15 protein-coding genes are annotated in these 19,119 nt (G+C 61.6%); 7 read left to right on the top strand and 8 right to left on the bottom strand.

Annotated elements, in window-relative coordinates; genetic code table 11:
• Positions 1-11 precede the first annotated feature (11 nt).
• Positions 12-1,754: an ABC transporter substrate-binding protein gene (locus GGR30_RS09875; RefSeq protein ID WP_246413721.1), complete on the bottom strand. Its 1,743-nt coding sequence runs from the start codon at positions 1,752-1,754 to the stop codon at positions 12-14.
• A gap of 130 nt (positions 1,755-1,884) precedes the next feature.
• Between GGR30_RS09875 and GGR30_RS09870 the strand changes: the two genes are divergently transcribed.
• Together GGR30_RS09870 and GGR30_RS09865 are read left to right on the top strand one after the other, a co-directional pair.
• A complete protein-coding gene (locus GGR30_RS09870) occupies positions 1,885-3,072 on the top strand; it encodes a M24 family metallopeptidase (RefSeq protein ID WP_183485609.1) in 1,188 nt (395 codons plus the stop codon).
• A gap of 116 nt (positions 3,073-3,188) precedes the next feature.
• The gene (locus GGR30_RS09865; RefSeq protein WP_183485606.1) at positions 3,189-4,718 is read left to right on the top strand and encodes an aldehyde dehydrogenase (NADP(+)); all 1,530 of its coding nucleotides are present in this window, start codon (positions 3,189-3,191) and stop codon (positions 4,716-4,718) included.
• Positions 4,719-4,774: 56 nt separating this feature from the next.
• On the opposite strand, the gene GGR30_RS09860 is transcribed toward GGR30_RS09865, so the two are convergent.
• From GGR30_RS09860 to GGR30_RS09840, 5 genes are all read right to left on the bottom strand, one after another.
• Entirely contained in the window at positions 4,775-5,875 is a 1,101-nt protein-coding gene (locus tag GGR30_RS09860; RefSeq protein WP_183485603.1) for an ABC transporter ATP-binding protein, read from the bottom strand.
• Between the two features lie 9 nt (positions 5,876-5,884).
• Positions 5,885-7,828 carry a glycoside hydrolase family 127 protein gene (locus GGR30_RS09855; RefSeq protein WP_246413719.1) on the bottom strand — a complete coding sequence of 648 codons (1,944 nt, stop codon included), beginning with the start codon at positions 7,826-7,828 and terminating at the stop codon, positions 5,885-5,887.
• Between the two features lie 23 nt (positions 7,829-7,851).
• The gene (locus tag GGR30_RS09850) at positions 7,852-8,703 is read right to left on the bottom strand and encodes a carbohydrate ABC transporter permease (RefSeq protein ID WP_183485721.1); all 852 of its coding nucleotides are present in this window, start codon (positions 8,701-8,703) and stop codon (positions 7,852-7,854) included.
• A 17-nt stretch (positions 8,704-8,720) separates the two neighbouring features.
• Positions 8,721-9,641: a carbohydrate ABC transporter permease gene (locus GGR30_RS09845; protein ID WP_183485600.1), complete on the bottom strand. Its 921-nt coding sequence runs from the start codon at positions 9,639-9,641 to the stop codon at positions 8,721-8,723.
• A gap of 87 nt (positions 9,642-9,728) precedes the next feature.
• Entirely contained in the window at positions 9,729-10,973 is a 1,245-nt protein-coding gene (locus tag GGR30_RS09840; RefSeq protein WP_183485597.1) for an ABC transporter substrate-binding protein, read from the bottom strand.
• Between the two features lie 162 nt (positions 10,974-11,135).
• Here GGR30_RS09840 and GGR30_RS09835 point away from each other — a divergent pair, with 162 nt between their 5' ends.
• From GGR30_RS09835 to GGR30_RS09825, 3 genes are all read left to right on the top strand, one after another.
• Positions 11,136-12,167: a substrate-binding domain-containing protein gene (locus GGR30_RS09835; RefSeq protein WP_183485717.1), complete on the top strand. Its 1,032-nt coding sequence runs from the start codon at positions 11,136-11,138 to the stop codon at positions 12,165-12,167.
• A gap of 233 nt (positions 12,168-12,400) precedes the next feature.
• The gene (locus tag GGR30_RS09830) at positions 12,401-13,333 is read left to right on the top strand and encodes a dihydrodipicolinate synthase family protein (protein WP_183485593.1); all 933 of its coding nucleotides are present in this window, start codon (positions 12,401-12,403) and stop codon (positions 13,331-13,333) included.
• Positions 13,334-13,361: 28 nt separating this feature from the next.
• Positions 13,362-14,306 (top strand): 4-hydroxyproline epimerase, encoded by a 945-nt coding sequence (locus tag GGR30_RS09825; protein ID WP_183485589.1) that lies wholly within the window; start codon positions 13,362-13,364, stop codon positions 14,304-14,306.
• A 70-nt stretch (positions 14,307-14,376) separates the two neighbouring features.
• Here the strand turns inward: GGR30_RS09825 and GGR30_RS09820 are convergent, their stop codons facing one another.
• Together GGR30_RS09820 and GGR30_RS09815 are read right to left on the bottom strand one after the other, a co-directional pair.
• Positions 14,377-15,258 (bottom strand): DMT family transporter, encoded by an 882-nt coding sequence (locus tag GGR30_RS09820; protein ID WP_183485586.1) that lies wholly within the window; start codon positions 15,256-15,258, stop codon positions 14,377-14,379.
• A 543-nt stretch (positions 15,259-15,801) separates the two neighbouring features.
• A complete protein-coding gene (locus GGR30_RS09815) occupies positions 15,802-16,362 on the bottom strand; it encodes a MarR family winged helix-turn-helix transcriptional regulator (RefSeq protein ID WP_183485583.1) in 561 nt (186 codons plus the stop codon).
• A 127-nt stretch (positions 16,363-16,489) separates the two neighbouring features.
• Between GGR30_RS09815 and GGR30_RS09810 the strand changes: the two genes are divergently transcribed.
• Complete coding sequence (locus GGR30_RS09810; protein WP_183485580.1) at positions 16,490-17,926, top strand: NAD-dependent succinate-semialdehyde dehydrogenase; 1,437 nt, start codon at positions 16,490-16,492, stop codon at positions 17,924-17,926.
• A gap of 17 nt (positions 17,927-17,943) precedes the next feature.
• Positions 17,944-19,071: a zinc-dependent alcohol dehydrogenase family protein gene (locus tag GGR30_RS09805; RefSeq protein ID WP_183485714.1), complete on the top strand. Its 1,128-nt coding sequence runs from the start codon at positions 17,944-17,946 to the stop codon at positions 19,069-19,071.
• Positions 19,072-19,119: the final 48 nt, after the last annotated feature.

Below are 19,119 nucleotides of genomic sequence, written 5' to 3'. Positions count from 1 at the left end.
CGCTGCGATCATCAGCGGCTCAGCCAGACATTGGTCCAGTCGCCCTGGGCGCCAAGCGCATAGGGCTGGAAATTCTCGACCGCTTCACCGTGGTAGAGGATCACGTTTTCGGTCGTGTAGGGTGCGACCGGCGAGTCCTTCATCACCAGTTCGTCGACCTGGCCCCAAAGCTTGGAAGCCTGCTCCGGCGTTGTCGCGTTGATGGCCTGCTTGGCGATCTCGTTGGCCTCCGGATTGTTGTAGTCGACATAGTTATAGGTTTGATGCGTGCCGTTATAGGTGAACTGCGGCTGGAACACAGAGCGGGCGGCCCCGCCAACCCAGTCCGGCGACCAGCCCACCGGCGCGATATCCCACAGCCCCGCCTTGGTGTTTTCCTGGTTGGTCATGAACTTCGAATAATAGTCCGACGGCGCAACCGGCGTCAGTTCCAACTCGATGCCGGCCTTTTTCAGGCTGGCCTGAATGGTCTGTGCAATCGCCGGTTCGGCATTCTGGTTGCGGAACGGCATTTTCAGCGTGATGCCATCGGGATATCCGGCTTCGGCAAGCAGCGCCTTGGCCTTCTCGGGATCGCCGGCCGACCCCTCGCTGGGATAGAGGTCGAATTCATGGAAGCCGAGAACGCCGGGACCGAAAATGCCGTTCTGGGGGGCGGCGACCATCGGCCCGCCCATCTGCTGCACGATGGCGGCCTTGTCGATGGCATATTGCACCGCCTGGCGAATACGCAGGTCGCGCAGCGCGCCGTCATTATTGTCCGTCATCGTGTTGAACCAGAGGAAGGCTGTGCGACCAACCGACATGGTGAGGAGCATGTCATCACCTGTCGCCGTCAGCATCTGCAAAATCGCCGGCGGAATGATGATGTCGTAGGTCATGTCGGCGTCGCCGGCCTGAAGCTGCTGGATGGCCGCATCCGGCTGAATGCCGAAGGTGATGTCGATATTATCGACATAGCCACCGCGCAGCGGGTCGGATTCAGTGGTCCATGCCGGGTTGCGCACCAGCTTGATCGTGCTGTCGGGCACATAGCTTTCGACGGTATAGGGGCCGGAGGCAATGAAGTTGTCGCGGTAGTCCGGGCCATCGGGCATATAGTCGAGCACTTCGACCGGCGCCGGTGCTGAGGTCGGCAGTGACAGCATGTAGATGAAGTCGCCCGCCGTTTCGGTGAGGTTGATGACGATGGTCTTGTCATCCGGCGTTTCGATGCCAGCGATATCGTTGTTTTCGATATAGTCCTTCATTGCCGCAGCGGTCGGTTCGATCTCGGCGAAACCATCGCAGAAACTGCGCATGCCCTCGATCAGGTCGACATAGTAGGTCAGAGCCGCCGAGCCGAGAGAGGGGTTGCACATGCGCTTCATGCCGCGTTCGAAATCGGCGGCGACCATCGGGCGCGGGCCGTCCGGCGCATCCCAGGCAACACCATCGCGCAGGGTGAAGGTGTAGGTCAGGCCGTCATTGGTCGGCTGGGGCACCTCCGTCACCAGATCGCCTTTCGGCTGAAGCCTGGCATCGTCATCGGTCGAAGCCTCATAGCTGATCAGCTGACGGCTGACAGCACGCAGGAAGTTGTTCGAAGTGACGAGAGCCGCCGAGGTCGGATCGAAATGATCGATATCGGCGGTTCCGACGATCTTCAGCGTTCCGCCGGTCTGAGGTGATGCTGCAAGTGCCGCCGTGGCTGTGGAGGCGGCAAGCACTGAGATGGCGAGCCTCAGCAGTTTTCTTCCGTTGAATGCAGTCATGGCAGTGTTCCCTTTTTTGTCACGGCATGGTCATGCCCATCGGTTCCCAAGCAATTTTTGCGATTGAGCAATGCTTGTCAATGATAATGTCGACAAACTGACGACAAATATGGTAGGGCCGATTTGATGAATGAGCAATCCCGGCTCGTGCCCGAATGAAAGTGGAGAAATCGCTGTGACAACCGCCAGCAATCGTCCAGCACCGATCGGCGAAGAAGAGCGCAAGGGCCGCATCTCACGTCTGCGCGCGGCCATGGAGGCGGCTGGCACGGATGCCGTGCTTGTGGGGCCGACCACAAGCCTCACCTATTTTACCGGGCTCGTCTGGCATCCCAGCGAACGCCTGGTCGGCGCCCTGATTACTGCCGATCGCCTGACCTATATCGCCCCGGCCTTCGAGGTCTCGAAAATCGAAACGCTCGAACGGATCGAAGGCGATATCGCCGCATGGGAAGAGCATGAAAATGCCGCAGCGCTCGTGGCAAGGCTTCTCGGCCGCCAACAGACACTGGCGCTTGATGATGCGCTACCCTTTTTCGTCTATTCGGCCCTGGCACGGCAGATCGCGCCGGAGCGGCTCACCGATGGCGGGCCGATGATCTCGGCGCTCAGGGCGGTGAAATCGCCGGCCGAGATCGCGCTGATGCAGTATGCGATGGACGCGACGCTGGAGGTGCATCGCCGGGTTCATGCGCTGATCGAACCAGGGATCCGCGCTTCGGAGGTCGTGCGCTTTATCGAGGAGACCCATCGTGCGCTCTGCGGTTCGGGCAGCACGTTTGCGATCTGCTCTTTCGGTGCAGCGACGTCGCTGCCGCATGGCGTCGATTACGACCAGACCTATGCCGAGGGCGATATCATCCTGGTCGATACCGGCACGATTGTCGGCGGCTATCAGTCGGACATGACGCGCACCTACGTCAAAAGCGAGCCCTCGGCTGAGTTCGCGCGGATATGGGCGATCGAGCGGGAGGCACAGCAGGCGGTGTTCGATGCTGCAAAACCGGGCGTTACGGCGGAAACCCTCGACGATGCCGCCCGCCGCATAATCGCCGCCCATGGCCTTGGACCCGACTATAAGCTGCCCGGCCTGCCGCACAGGGCAGGCCACGGGCTCGGCATGGATATCCACGAAGCGCCGTTTATCGTGCGCGGCAACACCACGCCGCTTGTCCCCGGCATGTGCTTTTCCAACGAGCCGATGATTGTGGTGCCTGATGCCTTCGGCGTGCGTCTCGAAGACATCATTCACATGGGCGACAGTGGGCCGATCTGGTTCACGCAGCCCGGCAAAAGCCCGACTGAACCCTTTGCGTGACGCTTTCGCACGCACCGCCGAGAGACCGGCCTCCTGCCGACATCATCGAAGACGGCAGCTATGTCCTGCTGCGCTTGAAACACGATCGAACTGAACACCAGACTGAGGATTCACCAATGACAATCACCGGCGAATTGCTGATCGGCAATAAGACACGCAGGGGCGAGAATGGCACGCTGACGGCACTGGAAGCCGCCACCGGGAAGGCATTGGATGGTGTCTTTGGCGGTGCGAGCGCAGCCGATCTCGAGGAGGCGGTGAATCTGGCATGGCAGGCGTTTCCGGTCTACCGCGAGACAGCGCTGGAAGACCGAGCCGCATTTCTGGAAAAGGCGGCCGAAAATATCCTGTCCATCGGAGACCTGCTGATCGAGCGGGCGATGGCCGAAAGCGGCCTGCCGCGCGCGCGTCTGGAGGGCGAACGCATGCGCACCGTTAACCAGCTGCGTTTGTTTGCCGGCGTTGTGCGGGAAGGCGCGTTTCAGGATCTGCGTTTCGATCCCGCCGATGCGACGCGCACGCCGCCCAAGCCCGATCTCAGGCTGCGCAAGCTCGGGCTTGGCCCGGTTGCTGTCTTCGGCGCGTCGAATTTTCCTTTGGCGTTTTCTGTGGCCGGCGGTGATACCGCCTCCGCACTTGCGGCCGGATGTCCGGTCGTGGTCAAGGCCCATCCGGCCCATCTTGGCACATCGGAACTGGTGGCCCGTGCCGTGCAGCAGGCCGTCATCGATTGCGGCATGCCGGAGGGTACGTTCTCGATGCTGCATGATACCGGCTATGACATCGGCGGTGCTCTGGTTGCCCACCCCCTTATCCGCGCCGTCGGCTTCACCGGTTCGCGCCGGGGCGGCCTCGCGCTGATCGATATTGCGGCGAAACGCGACGTACCGATCCCGGTTTATGCCGAAATGAGCGCAATCAACCCGGTCCTTCTGTTCCCCGAAGCGTTGAAGGCGCGTGGCCGCGAGATCGGCACGGCTTTCGCGGCGTCCCTGACGCTGGGCGCCGGTCAGTTCTGCACCAATCCCGGCCTGATCCTCGCCGTTGAAAGCGAGGGTCTCGAAGCCTTCAAGGCCGGTGCCGTCGAGGCTCTGAAAGATGTTCCGGCCCAGACCATGCTGACCCCCGGCATCAGCAAGGCTTATCGTGACGGCGTGGCCCGGCTTGTTGGCAACGGCGCCGTGACCCGGTTGGCCGAAGGACAGCAGGGCGACGATTTTCACGGACAGGCCGCCCTTTTCGAAACAACGGCTGCTTCCTTCCTCAACGACAAGAGCCTGCATGACGAAGTCTTTGGCAGTGCTGGCCTGATCGTCAGATGCCGCGATCCGGAGGAACTGGAGACCGTGATCGACGGTCTCGAAGGGCAATTGACCATCGCGCTCCATATTGCTGCGGGCGACTACCCGGCAGCTGGAAAACTGATGCCGAAACTGGAAATGCTGGCCGGCCGCCTGCTGGTCAACGGGTTTGGCACCGGTGTCGAGGTGTCTCCGGCCATGGTTCATGGCGGGCCGTACCCGGCAACCTCCGACGCCCGTTCAACCTCAGTCGGGACACTCGCGATTGATCGCTTCCTGCGTCCGGTTTCCTATCAGGATATGCCGGCAGACCTGCTTCCGAAGGCCCTGCGCGGGCAAGGCTGAGGGCCAGGGAGCCGCGTCGCGTTGCCGCCCGGCCCGTCACATGGTGGCGGCCCGGTTCAGTGAACGGCCAGCGACTGTTCGGTTTCCAGGTCGAACAGGTGCATCCGGTTGAGGTTGAAGGATAACGGCACGGTGGTGCCGGCCCGCAGGTTTTCCTCGGGCTCGACGCTGGCGCAGATTTCCTCACCGGCAATGCTGAAATAGGCCATGGTGGTCGCGCCCAGTGGCTCGACCAGATCGATTGCCGCATCGAAGGGGACGAAGCCGTCGCGCTCCTGCCTGAGCGTGATCGCCTCCGGACGGATGCCGAAGGTGGCGCCGCGACCGGCATGAGGACGGAACTGCGCTGCCTTTTCGGCCGGGATTTCCATGCGGGTGCCATCCGCAAAAAGCAGGAAAAGCGCCTCGCCTTCCGCCTCAAGCGTGACGGGCAGGAAGTTCATCGACGGCGAACCGATGAAGCCGGCGACAAACTTGCTGACCGGCCTTGAGTAAAGCTCCTGCGGTTCGCCCATTTGTTCGACGAGACCCTGGTTCATCACCACCACGCGGTCGGCCATGGTCATTGCCTCGACCTGATCGTGGGTGACATAGACCGTCGTCGTCGGCAGCAACTGGTGCAGCCGCTTGATCTCCGTGCGCATGCTGACCCTGAGCTTGGCGTCGAGATTGGAGAGCGGCTCGTCGAACAGGAAGACTTTCGGATCGCGCACGATGGCGCGGCCCATGGCGACGCGCTGGCGCTGGCCGCCGGAAAGTTCGCCGGGGCGGCGCTCCAGCAGTTCCGAAATCCGCAGCGTATTGGTCGCCTCGGTGATGCGTTTTTCGATCTCGGCCTTCGGCAGGCGCTGCTGTTCGAGGCAGAAGGCGATATTTTCGCGCACGCTCATATGCGGGTAGAGCGCGTAGTTCTGGAACACCATGGCGATATCGCGCTTGCCCGGCGCCAGACGATTGACGACATCGTCGCCGATGATAATCTCGCCGCCGGAAATATGTTCCAGCCCGGCGATCATTCTGAGCGTCGTCGATTTTCCGCAGCCCGATGGGCCGACGAAAACGACGAATTCATTGTCCTCGATATCGAGATTGATGCCCCTGACGGCCTCGTAGATGCCGTAGGATTTGACCACATTCTTCAGTGTCAGTCGTGCCATGTCCGTCTCCTACTTTTCCGTCAGCCAGACCTGCATCGCGCCGGCTTCGCGATTGGCCCAAAGGTGATAGGGAATGGCGCGGAACGGCCGGGGTTTCAGGGCAGGCGGCGAAGTTCGGTAAAGCCCGCCGTCAAAACCGTCCGTGGCGGCTTCGAAGCCTTCGCCCTCCAGCACCACGGCCCCGCCAAGAAGATCGGCGTCATAGCGGGCTTCCAGGCTGGCATCGGGGGCAATGCGCAGGCGCTGCGGCTCGATGCCGATATCGGTTTCCTCGACGCAGTAGACCACCGGGCCGCGGCGGAAGGCGACGCGCCCGGCATCCTCGCCAACGGCCGGATGGGCATAGAGCCGTTCCACCGGCATGTCGAAGCTGAGGCGCAGTTCGTCGCCATCTTCGAAGGTGTCGCTCACCGTGACGTAGCCTTTCACGGCAACAAGCGGTACGTCGCGTCCGTTGAGTGTCGCCCGCACCCGTCGGCACCAGCCGGGGATGCGCAGTTTCAAGGTGAGGTCCGTCGGCTGGAACAGGCCGAGCGTCATACGGATATCGCCCTCCCAGGGATAGGCCGTCTCCTGCCTGAGCCGCACGAATGTTCCGTCAAGATCGAATTCGGCGGCATTGGCGCCATAAAGATGCACCGCAATTTCATTGCCCTTGGTGGTGTAGAAATACTGTCCGAGCGAGGTGATGAAGCGGGCGATATTGGTCGGGCAGCAGGGGCAGTAGTGCCATTTCCAGCGCCGGTTCTGGCCGTGACTTTCCAGAACATTCTCGTAGAAATAATGCTCGCCATCGCGGGCGATGCCGGAAAGCGCGCCGTTGAACAGCACGGTTTCAAGCTGATCGGTATATTTGCCGTCGAGGTCGGTTTCGGCCAGGCGCGAACACCAGAAGCCGAGCGCAACCGCCGCGCAGGTTTCGGCATAGGCGGTTTCGTTGGGCAGGTCGAAGGCGCGGGTGAAGCCTTCGTTTGCCGCCGACGGGCCGAGGCCGCCGGTGACATAAAGCTGGCGGCCGGTGAGATTGGCAAACAGCCGGTCGGCGGCATCCTTCAGGCTCGGATCGTCGTTTTCAAAGGCCAGATCGGTCATCGCCGAGAGCAGATACATGGCGCGCACGGCATGGCCGACGACCTCGTTTTGCTCGCGCACCGGCTTGTGGGCCTGGCTATAGGCATAGGTCTCGTAGACATAATCGGCCGGGTCCTCGCCGCGCCGGCGGGCCTCATCGTCAAAATAGGAGGGCATCTGTCCGCGCTCGTCGACGAAATAGGTGGAGAGCTTCAAATGGCGAGGATCACCGGTCACCCGATAGAGCTTGACCAGCGCCAGCTCGATTTCCTCATGCGCGTCATAGCCCCTGAGCTTGCCGGGTTCGGGGCCGAACGTGTCGATGATATGATCGACAGCGCGGATCATCACGTCGAGAAAGCGGCGCTTGCCGGTGGCTTCAAAATAGGCGACGGCGCCTTCGATGAGATGGCCCATCGAATACATCTCATGCAGGTCGCGCAGATTGGTCCAGCGCTTTTCCGGCTCGCGGCGGATGAACCAGCTGTTGAGATAGCCGTCTTCCATCTGCCCGTGTTCGAGCTTTTCGACGATGGCGTCGATCTTTGCCTCGATATCCGGGTTCGGATGGTTTTTCAAAGTGTAGCTTGCCGCCTCGATCCACTTGCCGAAATCGGAATCGAAGAAATGCTGCATCGACAATCCGCTCGGCTGGATCGGTCGGGCGAGCGGGCCGGGCGGGTTGTCGAAATCGAGAACCTCGAGAAAGCCTTCCTCTTCCAGTCGCTTGTGCTGGGTGGGAATGGTGACGTCGCGGACCGTTTCCTGCCAGCTTTTCCAGAACCCGGCATTGAAGGCGACGCGGGTGTGGTCGACGGGGACATAGCGTTCGTGGCGGTGAAGGCGTTCACCGGTCGTCATTTTCGACGCGGACGATGACATGGATACTCCTTGGGAAGACTGTGTCATTTGACGGCCCCGGCGGTCAGGCCGCGCACATAGTAGCGCTGCAGCGCGAGGAACATCAGGATGCAGGGGATCATGGTGAGCGAGATGCCGGCCTGGAGCGCGCCCCAGTCGATGATGCCGTAAATGCCGGAGGAGACGTTCACCAGCATGATCGGCAGGGTGAACTTGTTCTGGTCCGACAGAAAGATCAGCGCCGCCAGGAATTCGTTCCAGGAATTGAGGAAGGCGAACATGACGACGGTGGCCACACCGGGCAGCGCCAGCGGCATCAGGATGCGCCGCACCAGCGTCCATTGCGACGCGCCGTCGATGCGCGCGGCCTCGACCAGTGCCTTCGGGATCGCGTCGAAGGCGTTGCGCATCATGAAGATCGAGAACGGCAGCTGAAACGTGGTGTAGATCAGCACCAGGCCGAGCAGGCTGTTCTGCAGATGCAGGAATTTGAGGATCAGGAACAGCGGCGTCAGGATCGACTGGAACGGGATCATCATCGTCGCCATGACGAGAACGAAGATCGCCGTCTGGCCGGGAAAGCGGAATTTGGAGAAGCCGTATCCGGCAGGCACCGCCACGGCGACGGTGAAGGCGATGGTGCCGAGCGCGATCAGCACGGAATTGGTGGCATAGACATACCAGCCGGCGCCGACATGTTCGAGGCGGCGGTAGTTTTCCAGCGAAAACGCCTTTGAAAACAGAGCCACCGGATGGGCCAGCGCCTCGGCCGCGGGTTTAAACGAATTGGCGAAGGACCAGACGATCGGCATCAGGAAGAACACCGCCAGAACGATCATCGCCAGCAGCAGGAGGAGACGGCCGGCAACGGCGCCGTAGCCTTCGTCGGCTTCCATGAACAGGTCTTTGACGTTCATCGTCCGTCCTCCGGCCGCTGGCGCATGAATGAAAGCTGGATCGAGCTGATGGCGACGAGCACGACCAAGAGGGCGAAGGAAAGGGCAGAACCGTAGCCAAGCCGATAGGACGAGAACGACGCGAGATAGATGGTGAACACCGCCGAGATGGTGCTGTTGTTCGGCCCGCCCTGGGTGATGATGAAGAACTGGTCGAAGGCGAGCATCGACGAGGTGACGTTGAGGATCAGCGCCAAGAGCACCGAATTGCGCATCAGCGGCAGGATGATCCGGCGAAACCGGCTAAAGGGGCTGGCGCCATCGATCCGCGCGGCCTCGATCACGTCATTGGGAATGCTCTGCAGGCCGGTCAGCAGGATGACCATGGTGAAGCCGGCGGTTTTCCAGACCACCATGAGAATGATGACCGCGAGCGCCGGCCAGAAGCTTTCAAGCGGGCGCGGTGCGTGATCGAAAAGGCCAAGCCCGGTCAGAAGCCGTGCGAACACGCCGCTGTCGGGATTGAGCAGCCAGAGCCACAGTGTCGAGGCCGCGCCGAAGCCGATGACGACCGGCATGAAGAACACGGTGCGAAAGAAACCGACGCTGCGCAGCGGGCGGTCGACCAACAGCGCCAGCGGCAGAGCAACGGCCATGATCGCGGTGGTGACCAGCACCGTATAAAGCAGGGTGAAGCCGAAGGACTGCCAGAGCTGGGTATCGCCGAGAAGCTCGGCATAATTGTCGAGGCCGATGAACTTGCGGCGGCCGAGCAGCGGCCAGCGGAAGAAGCTCATCCACACCGTCATCACCAGCGGTATGATGAACAGGCCGATGATGAACACCATGCTCGGCGCAATGAAGGCGAGCCCCAGCCAGCCATGCGGCTCGCCATCACCGGTCTGCGGATGCTTTTTTGACGCGCGCTTGAATAACAAGACGTGAAGTCCCTGAGGTTGATGATTTCAGTGGGGTTGGCAGTATTTTCGGGCCACGGGCGGCGCTTGTCCGCCCGTGGCTGCGCGTTACGGATTGGTCCGGTCGAGGATCTTGGTGAAATCGTCCTGGGCAGTCTCGATCGCGCCATCCACGTCATCGCCGAAGACCGCGCTCTGGATCAGGTTCAGGAACGGGCCGGTGCGGCTGACGAACAGCTCGTCTGAGGCGTAGGTGTAGGGCGTGCGCGCCTTCGACAGGATGTCATAGGCGATGAGGTTGCGCGGATCGAAATTGGCATAGGCCTCTTCCGCCAGGTCGGTGCGCGACGGCATGCCGGATTCCTGCGTGATGAAGACCTGCTGCTCGGGCTCCATGTAGTATTTGACGAAATCCTCGATCACGGCCTTCTTCTCAGGGGCAATGCCCTTGATCATCGCAAGCGTATCGCCGCCGGCAAAGCTCGACTGGCCGCCCGTGGGGCCGGGGATCGGGGCTACGGCGAAATTGACGTCCGGGTAGGTGCTGTCGAGCAGGTTGACGATATAGGAACCGGTCATCAGCACACCGACCTTGCCCGAGGCGAAGGCTTCCACGGCGTTGTTGCCATTGCCGGAACGCGATGTCGGGTGAATGGCGCCCGCCTGCCACATCGTGCGGTAGTCTTCGAGCGTTTCGCGCATGGCCGGTGTGTCGATCGTGGCTTCGCGGCCGTCATCGGTCAGGATATCGGCATCGGCCGCCCAGATGTGCGGCAGGAAATCATAGATCAGCCAGCTGCCGGAATTGGCAACGAAATAGAAGCCGTAGGTATCGTCACCGAGCGCGCTGATCTTTTGAGCGGCATCGACGATTTCGTCGAGCGATGCAGGCGCTGTGTCCGGATCGAGGCCGGCCTGCTCGAACAGGTCGGTATTGTAGGCGATGATCGAGGCGTCGGGCAGGGCGGGAACGCCGTAGATCTTGCCGTCATAGGTGGCGAGACGGATATGGGACGGGCTCAGCGCATCGGCATAGGGCAGGCCGTCGACAAAACCGGTGATGTCTTCCAGAGTGTCGTTGGCGGCAAATGTCGGAAGGTAGATCAGGTCGAGCACCGCGCCTTCGGGCGGCGCGCCGCCGGCAATGGCCGCGCCAAGCTTCGGCACCATCTGCTCGGCGATGACGGCGGTGACGTTGACGGTGTCGTCATGGGCGGCGTTGTATTTCTCGGCCAGCGCCTGAAGCACGGCTGCCGAGGAGGTGCGCACCCACAGGTTCACGTCTTCGGCCTGGGCCATCGAGGCGGATGCTGCCAGCGTCAATGCAGCAAGCATGAGTTTGTTCTTCAGCATGTCATTCCCCTTCTTCGGTTCGTCATTTGGCTTGACGTTTGATAACGGTATGGCAGAAGAAAAATGTTGTCGACAATTTGTGTTCATTAAGATGCAAAAAGGTTTTTGCATCATTGTTTTCATTTGATAAAAGGTTTTATCAAAGGGCAGGGAATAGCATTGATCAAGCCGATACAGCACCGCAGATGCACACTCAGGGACGTCGCCAAGGCCGCCGAGGTGAGCCTTTCAACAGCCTCCAACGCGTTGAACGGCGTCGGCCGCGTCAACGTCGAAACCCGCGAGCGCGTGCTCCGGATTGCGCGGGGAATCGGCTTCCGGCCGAACGCGCTTGCCCGCAGCCTGCTTAGCCGCAGGAGCCTCACCATCGGCATCATCACCGACGATACCTATGGCCGGCTGACGCTTCCGATCAGTTCCGGGGTTTCGGAGGTCCTGGTCGACCACGGCGTTTCAGCCTTTCTCTGCGCCACAAGCGGCGACAGGCGCCTCGCCGAACTGCATCTGCAGGCGCTTCTCGACAAGCAGGTCGACGGCATCATCTTCACCGCGACGCGTCTCGATGTCGAACCGCCCATCGACCTCACCGTGCTGAACGTCCCGGTTATCTATGCCTTTGCGGCGGGACCGTTCCTGAGCACCAGCTTCGTCCCCGACGACGCGCATGGCGCGATGCTTGCGATAGCGCATCTTCAGGAGGCCGGCTGCCGTGACATTCTGCATATTACCGGGCCTGAAAGCTGGCTTGCCGCCAGAAACCGAGCGGAAGTTTATCGCAATCGGTGTGGTCCATCGTCACCGGTTATGTTTGGCGCATGGTCGGAGGAATGGGGGCATGAGGCGATCGGCCGCGTACTGTCCGCGCGCAAAAAACTTCCTGACGGTATTTTCTGCGGCAGCGACGAAATTGCCCGCGGCGTTCTCGACGGCTTGCGTGACCACAGCATCTCCGTGCCCGCCGATGTTTCGGTGATCGGCTTCGACAACTGGGAGGTCGTCTCCCGCCAGACCCGCCCGCCACTGACCACCATTGACATGGAACTGAAGGAAATCGGCCACCGGGCAGGGCTTGCCATGCTGCAGCTCACCCGCGGCGAGCCCGTCGAAAAAGGCGTCATTCGCCTGCCGTGCTCGCTTGTTCGGCGCGAAAGCGTGGTCTCTCGGGCGAGCGTGGACACGTCGCCAGTGCCATGAATGGATTGGGCAGTGTGCCCCGGCCGGCACGCGCTGCCGTTCCCGGATTTCGCTTCGAACTGGGCCTCTGGAGCGCCATGCCGAGAGATGGGGATCAACAAGGACTACTTTATTTGTCGACAAACTGTATAACTGATGATAGTGAGGTTGCAAATTGATCAGTTTGGCCTTGAGCCCCAATGCCTATGATTGCCCACAGACACCAATTCCGCGTGCCCAGGAAAGGACCCCAGATGAGCGATACGATTTTCACCGGCTGTATTCCGGCATTGATGACACCCTGCACGGATGACCGGAAGCCGGATTTCGTAGCGCTTGCGCGGAAGGGCCGGGAGCTTGTCGATGCGGGCATGTCCGCCGTTGTCTATTGCGGGTCAATGGGCGACTGGCCGCTGCTGACCGACGAGGAGCGGATGAAGGGCGTCGAGGCGCTGGTCGAGGCAGGCGTTCCGGTCATCGTGGGAACCGGCGCGATCAATACGAAGTCGGCTGTGGCGATCACGGCCCATGCCGCCCGCGTCGGCGCGGCGGGGCTGATGGTCATTCCGCGTGTTCTCTCGCGCGGCAACTCGGTCTCGGCCCAGAAGGCGCATTTCTCGGCCATTCTCGAAGCCGCCAACGGCCTTCCCGCAGTGATCTACAACAGCCCCTATTACGGCTTTGCAACCCGTGCGGACCTGTTCTTCGATCTGCGTGCCGACCATCCCAACCTGATCGGCTTCAAGGAATTTGGCGGCGCGGCCGATCTATCCTATGCTGCGGAAAATATCACCTCAGGTGATGATGACCTGACATTGATGGTTGGCGTCGATACCCAGGTCTTCCATGGGTTCGTGAAATGCGGCGCCACCGGTGCGATTACCGGCATCGGTAACGCCCTTCCCAAGGAAGTCCTGCATCTCGTCTCGCTCTGCAGGGCCGCTGCCGATGGCGACAGTGAAGCCCGCGTCAAGGCGCGCGAACTCGAGGAGGCGCTGATGGTGCTTTCGAAGTTCGATGAGGGCGCCGATCTCGTGCTGTTCTACAAATATCTCATGGTGCTGAATGGTGACGCGGAATATAGCCTGCATTTCAACGAAACCGACGCCCTGACGGCGTCGCAAAAGGCTTTTGCCGAAGATCAGTACAAGCAGTTCAAGGCCTGGTACGCGAACTGGGCAGCCTGAAGCGCGAAGCCGGGGCGGGGAGCAGAGAATGCATGTGATCGACAGCCATACCGCAGGCGAGCCGACGCGGGTCATCCTCGATGGCTTTCCCGATCTCGGCTCCGGCCCGCTTTCCGAGCGCGCCGAGCGCCTTGCGACCCGTTTTTACGACGACTATCGCGCCGTGGTGCTTGAGCCGCGCGGGCAGGTCGCCATGGTCGGAGCGCTTCTGGTGCCTCCGGTCGACCCGTCCTGCGTCACCGGAGTCATCTATTTCGATGTCGGGGCAGTCCTTGGCATGTGCGGTCACGGCACGATCGGTCTGGCCGTCACGCTTTATCACATGGGCCGTATCGGTACGGGTTTGCACCGTATCGAGACGCCTGCCGGCGTCGTCACCGTTGATGTGCAGGACGAAAGCACGGTCACCGTCACCAATATCGAAAGCCGGCGGGTGGCTGCGGGCTTGGCGGTGGACGTGCCAGGCTTTGGCACGATAACCGGTGACATTGCCTATGGCGGCAACTGGTTCTTTCTCGTTGATCCGGCTCCCCTCCCGGTGATGCCGGACAATATCCGTGCGCTGACCGATCTGGCGGTCGCCACGCGAACCACGCTCAATGCGCGCAAGATCGGCGGCGAGAACGGGGAGCCGGTGGACCACATCATCTTCTACGGTCCGGCCGCCGACGAGGCGGCGCACAGTCGAAACTTCGTGCTCTGCCCTGACGATGCCTATGACCGTTCTCCCTGCGGGACAGGCAGCTCAGCACGGCTCGCATGCCTTGCAGCCTCCGGACAACTGGCCGAAGGGCAGGAAATCCTGCAGGAGAGCATCATCGGCTCCACCTATCGCTTATCCTACATGGCGGGCAAGCACGGTGGCGTGATCCCATCGATCACGGGCCAGGCCTATGTCATGTCCGTGGCCGAACTGATGTTCCATGCCAAGGACCCCTTCCGCAACGGCATCGTTGTCAGCTCTCCTCGGTGATCTCGGCGGCGTCTGCCAGCGGATAGTCGTCGCCCTTGTCGGCAACTCGGGCCGGCGTGCCACCTGGCGTTCACGACGCTTTTCCTTTTTGACGGAAGATCGTGAACACGCCGCTGGCGATGATGATCGCTGCGCCGAAGACGGTCATGGCGTCCGGGCTTTCCCGCCAGATTAGCCAGCCAAGCAGCGTGGCCCAGATGAGACCGGTATAGTCCAAAGGGGCGACAATCACGGCCGGGGCCAGCCGAAAGGCCTGGGTCATCATCGTCATGCCACCCGTGCCAAGCACGGCGATGGCTGCAAAAAGCCAGAAGTCTTCGATGCGCACCGGCACCCAGACAAGAGGTACGATGAAGGTGCTGATCAGCGCTGCCGTGCCCGTCAGGTAGACCAGCAGCGTCCACACAGTTTCGCGCGCATCGACCCAACGGGCACTCAGCATCAGCAATGCATAGACGAGCGCCGTGGCGACGGGCAGCAGCGATGCGGCCTGAAAGGTCGCGCCGCCCGGGCGGATGACCACGAGAACGCCGATAAAACCGAAAAGGACGGCAAGCCATCGCCGTGTATGGACCTTCTCCCCGAGAAACAACGCCGAAATGACTGTAATGAAGACAGGGGCCACGAAGATCAGCGCGGTGGCCTCTGCAAGACCGAGATATATGAAACTGGTGAAGAATAGCATTGTGGCGCTGACCCACAGCACGCCGCGCAACAGATGCGCCATCGGCCGGTATGTCTTCAGCGCTGGCCGCCCGCCCATGACGAGGGCAATCAGCACAGTGAAAGGCAAGGCGATCACGTTACGCAAGAACAGGATCTGAAGCGGCGAGTAGTGAGAGGTCAATGCCTTGGCCACCGCATCATTGGCACTCAGGAAGGCTACACCTGTGCTCATCAGGATGATGCCACCTGTGTAACTTCCCTGTGTGCCGGACGGTGCAGCCTGCATGTCGATCTCCCCCTGATGTTACGCATGCGAAAGGCCAGATTGCCCGGTCAGTTATCTGCAAAGCAAGTACGCGAAGGCGGCCAGCGGTTCGCCATTGTCATTCAGCATGGGCGTTCAACGCCGATCGGCGCGGTAAGTCTTTGAAAGATATGGAGTATGCGAGGTTCGAGCATCACGCCGAATGATACATTGTTGAACAAGCCCTTCAGCGTCTCCGAGCAAAACAGTGTCCAGATCCTGCCCCGCAACCAACTTTAGTTGTCCGATATACAAAAGCCCCGCTCGGTGAAAACCAGCGGGGCTTTTGTCGTCTTGGCGATCTCCGCTCACGCAGAAAAGCCGAAGGGGCTTCCTTGTTGTAACCCAAGCCGAAAAGACCCCCGCCACGTCATCCAGGACGTCATGACCTGAGCCCTTGAACGTCCTCCAGCTTCTCGTAGGGTCCCTCACGACACGGAGACGGACGGAATGAAGGGGTGGCTCACGCTGTGCGCAGCATGGGGTGAGCCAGCATCGGACGCTCAGTTGCCATTGCCGGCTGTTCTATTCCGGAAGGTAGAGGCTGGCCGATGCGTAGCTGCGAGGCAGGGAGTCGTCGCTTTCCTGCTTGTAGTGGTCCAGCGTTTCGGCCGTTGCCGTCGTGATCTTGCCGATTAGGCGCATCAGAGATTGACGCTCGTCCTGCGACAACTCCCGCAGCATGTGTTCGTTTCGTTCGCGTGATTTCTTCAAAATCCGTTTCACAAGGTCCTTGGCCTCCGGAGTGAGCTGCAACACGACGCTGCGCTTGTCGCGGGGATGCTGCTCGCGCGCCACCATGTCGCGCTCCTCGAGGTCGTTGATAAGCCGGCTCATCTGGCTTTTCTGGACGCCGGCACGCTGCGCCAGAAGGTGCAGGGGCGCGGCATCGAGAAAATCGAGCACTGCCAGCGTGCGCCATTCTTGCACCGTTACGCCGAAATCGCGTTCCAACGCGAGCGAGGCGATGCGCGACGACATGCCGGCAAGTCTCTGAAGGTTATAGGAAAAAAGGTGGCGGATGTCGCCGTCCTCAGGCCCTATGCCATCAAGGTGCGCAGTCGTGTCGTCGTTCTGGTCCAGCATCGAGGTCTCCTGCAAATGCGGTGAGCATACAGTCGCATCAAAATGATATCAATAGAAACTAAAATGGTTGACAGAGTGATCTATATAGTTGATACAGAATTCAATCTGAATGCTGAGGAGAATCCGGATGGTCGATTGTGCGCAAATGTTGATCGCAGGGGAGTGGTGCGGTGGAGGGGCCGGCACGGCGGACGTTCTGAACCCGGCGACCGGCGCGGTCATCGGCGCCGTGGCCATGGCGGATCGCGCCGATCTGGATCGCGCGCTGGATGCCGCAGCCGCTGCCTTTGTGACCTGGTCGCGTGTCTCTGCCTATGAGCGCTCCGCGATCCTGCGCAAGGCTGCCGATCTCTTGCGTTCGCGCGCCGAGGCGATCGGCCGGCTGATGACGAGCGAGCAGGGCAAGCCCTTTCCGGAAGCCAAGGGCGAGGTCATGGGATCGGCGGATCACATCGACTGGGCGGCCGAGGAGGGACGGCGCATCTACGGACGGGTCATTCCCTCCAGGGCGCCCAATGTCAGCCAGATTTCGCACCGGGTTCCGCTCGGCGTCGTCGCCGGGTTTTCGCCGTGGAATTTCCCGGTCAGCCAGGCGGTGCGCAAGATTGCCGGCGCGCTTGGCGCGGGCTGCCCGATCATTGTCAAATGCCCCGAGGAAACGCCGTTCTCCTGCGTCGAGCTGGTGCGCTGCTTTGCCGATGCCGGGGTGCCTGCGGGCGTCGTGAACCTTGTCTACGGCGTGCCTGCCGATATTTCGGAATATCTCATCCCCGCCGCGCCGGTGCGCATGATCACCTTTACCGGCTCGATCCCGGTCGGCAAGCATCTGGGCGAACTGGCGGCGCGGCATGTCAAGCGCTGCACGCTCGAGCTTGGCGGTCATTCGCCCTTCATCGTAGCCGAGGATGCGAATGTCGATGCCGCATTGGCGCTCGCCGTCGGGCTGAAGTTCCGCAACGCCGGTCAGGTCTGCGCCTCTCCGTCGCGCTTCATGGTGCATGAGCGCCATTACGAGCGCTTTGTCGATGGCTTCGTCAAGGGCGCGGAGGCGCTCAAGGTGGGCGAGGGCTTCGCGGATGGCGTGCAGATGGGACCGCTGGCCAACGCCCGGCGGCTTGAGGCGATGGAGGCGTTCGTGGCCGATGCGGCCGCGCGCGGCGCGACCGTTCGCACCGGTGGGCGGCGCATCGGCAATGAGGGCTATTTCTATGCGCCCACCGTGCTGACCGATGTGCCGGACGATGCGCGCCTGATGGTCGAGGAGCCTTTCGGCCCGGTTGCCCCGATCGCGCCATTTTCCTCGCTGGAAACCGCGATTGAAAAGGCCAATCAACTGCCTTTCGCCCTTGCCGCCTTCGCCTTCGGCTCGAGCCAGCACACGGTCTCGCAACTGGCTGACGGGCTTGAGGCCGGGATGGTCTCGATCAACCATTTCGGCATTGCCTCCCCGGAAACGCCTTTCGGCGGCATGAAGGAAAGCGGTTACGGCAGCGAAGGCGGGGTCGAGGGCATGGAAGCCTTCGTCACCACGAAATTCGTCAGCACCGCGACCCTGGCTGCGTGAGGAGCGAGACGATGACATTGAAAACGCGCGCCGCGCTTCTGACAAAGCAGGGGATTGAAGGCCCCTATGCCAAAACCCGGCCGATCGAAATTGCCGAAATTACCCTGGATCCCCCTGGCCCCGAAGAGGTTCTCGTCAAGGTGACGGCCGCAGCCCTGTGCCACACCGACCTCAGTTTCATGACAGGTGACCGGCCCAAGGACATGCCGATGGTTCTGGGGCACGAGGCCTGCGGCGAGGTGCTGGAAACAGGGCCGGGGGTGCGTGATCTTGCCCCCGGCGACCAGGTGATCTTTTCCTTCGTGCCGCGCTGTGGCCACTGCCCGGAATGCACCGATGGTCGCCCTGTCCTGTGCGAGGAAGGCACCAGGGCGAATGGCGCCGGCACGTTGCTGTCGGGCGCGCGACGGATGAAATACAAGGGGCATGATGTCCACCATCAGGCCGGGCTGTCGGCCTTTTCCGAGATGGTGGTCGTGTCGCGCCACTCTTTGATCCCTGTCGCCGAGAAGGTTACGCCGAAATTCGCGGCGCTGTTCGGCTGCGCCATCCTGACTGGCGGCGGGGCGGTGAACCGGGCTGCCGGCGTCAGGGTCGGATCGACCGTTGCGGTACTCGGACTTGGCGGCGTCGGCCTGTCTGCCGTGATGATGGCCAAGGCTGCCGGCGCGCGGGAGATCGTGGCGATCGACGTCAACGAGGCCAAGCTGGCGCAAGCGCTGGAACTCGGCGCGACAGCAACGTTCAACGCTCGGTCGGAAAGCTGTGTCCAGGATGTGCTTGACCATACCAGAGGCGGCCTCAATTACGCGCTGGAAATGGCGGGAGCGCCGGGCGTGATGGAGATGGCCTATGCCGTGACCCGTCGCGGCGGCACAACTGTCACGGCAAGCCTTGCGCGCAATGACACCATCTGGAACCTGCCGCCGATTACGCTGGTCGCGGGCGAACGGACGGTAAAGGGCAGCTATTTCGGGTCATCGATCCCGACGCTGGATGTGCCGCGCTATCTCGACCTGTTCCGGCAGGGCCGCCTGCCCGTCGAGAAACTGCTGTCAGGTACGCTGAAACTGGATCAGATCAATGAGGGGTTTGACCGCCTGGCCGAGGGATCGGTCGTCCGGCAGGTCATCGAGTTCGATTGACGCGGAGGCGCCACGAACAGGCTGCGGGCGGCTGAGGAGGTCACCCCA

This window comes from Martelella radicis (assembly GCF_014196625.1).
In the GTDB taxonomy this organism is placed as follows: domain Bacteria; phylum Pseudomonadota; class Alphaproteobacteria; order Rhizobiales; family Rhizobiaceae; genus Martelella; species Martelella radicis.
The sequence above is the reverse complement of the archived record's forward strand: the minus strand, read 5'-3'. Positions and strand labels throughout refer to the sequence as shown.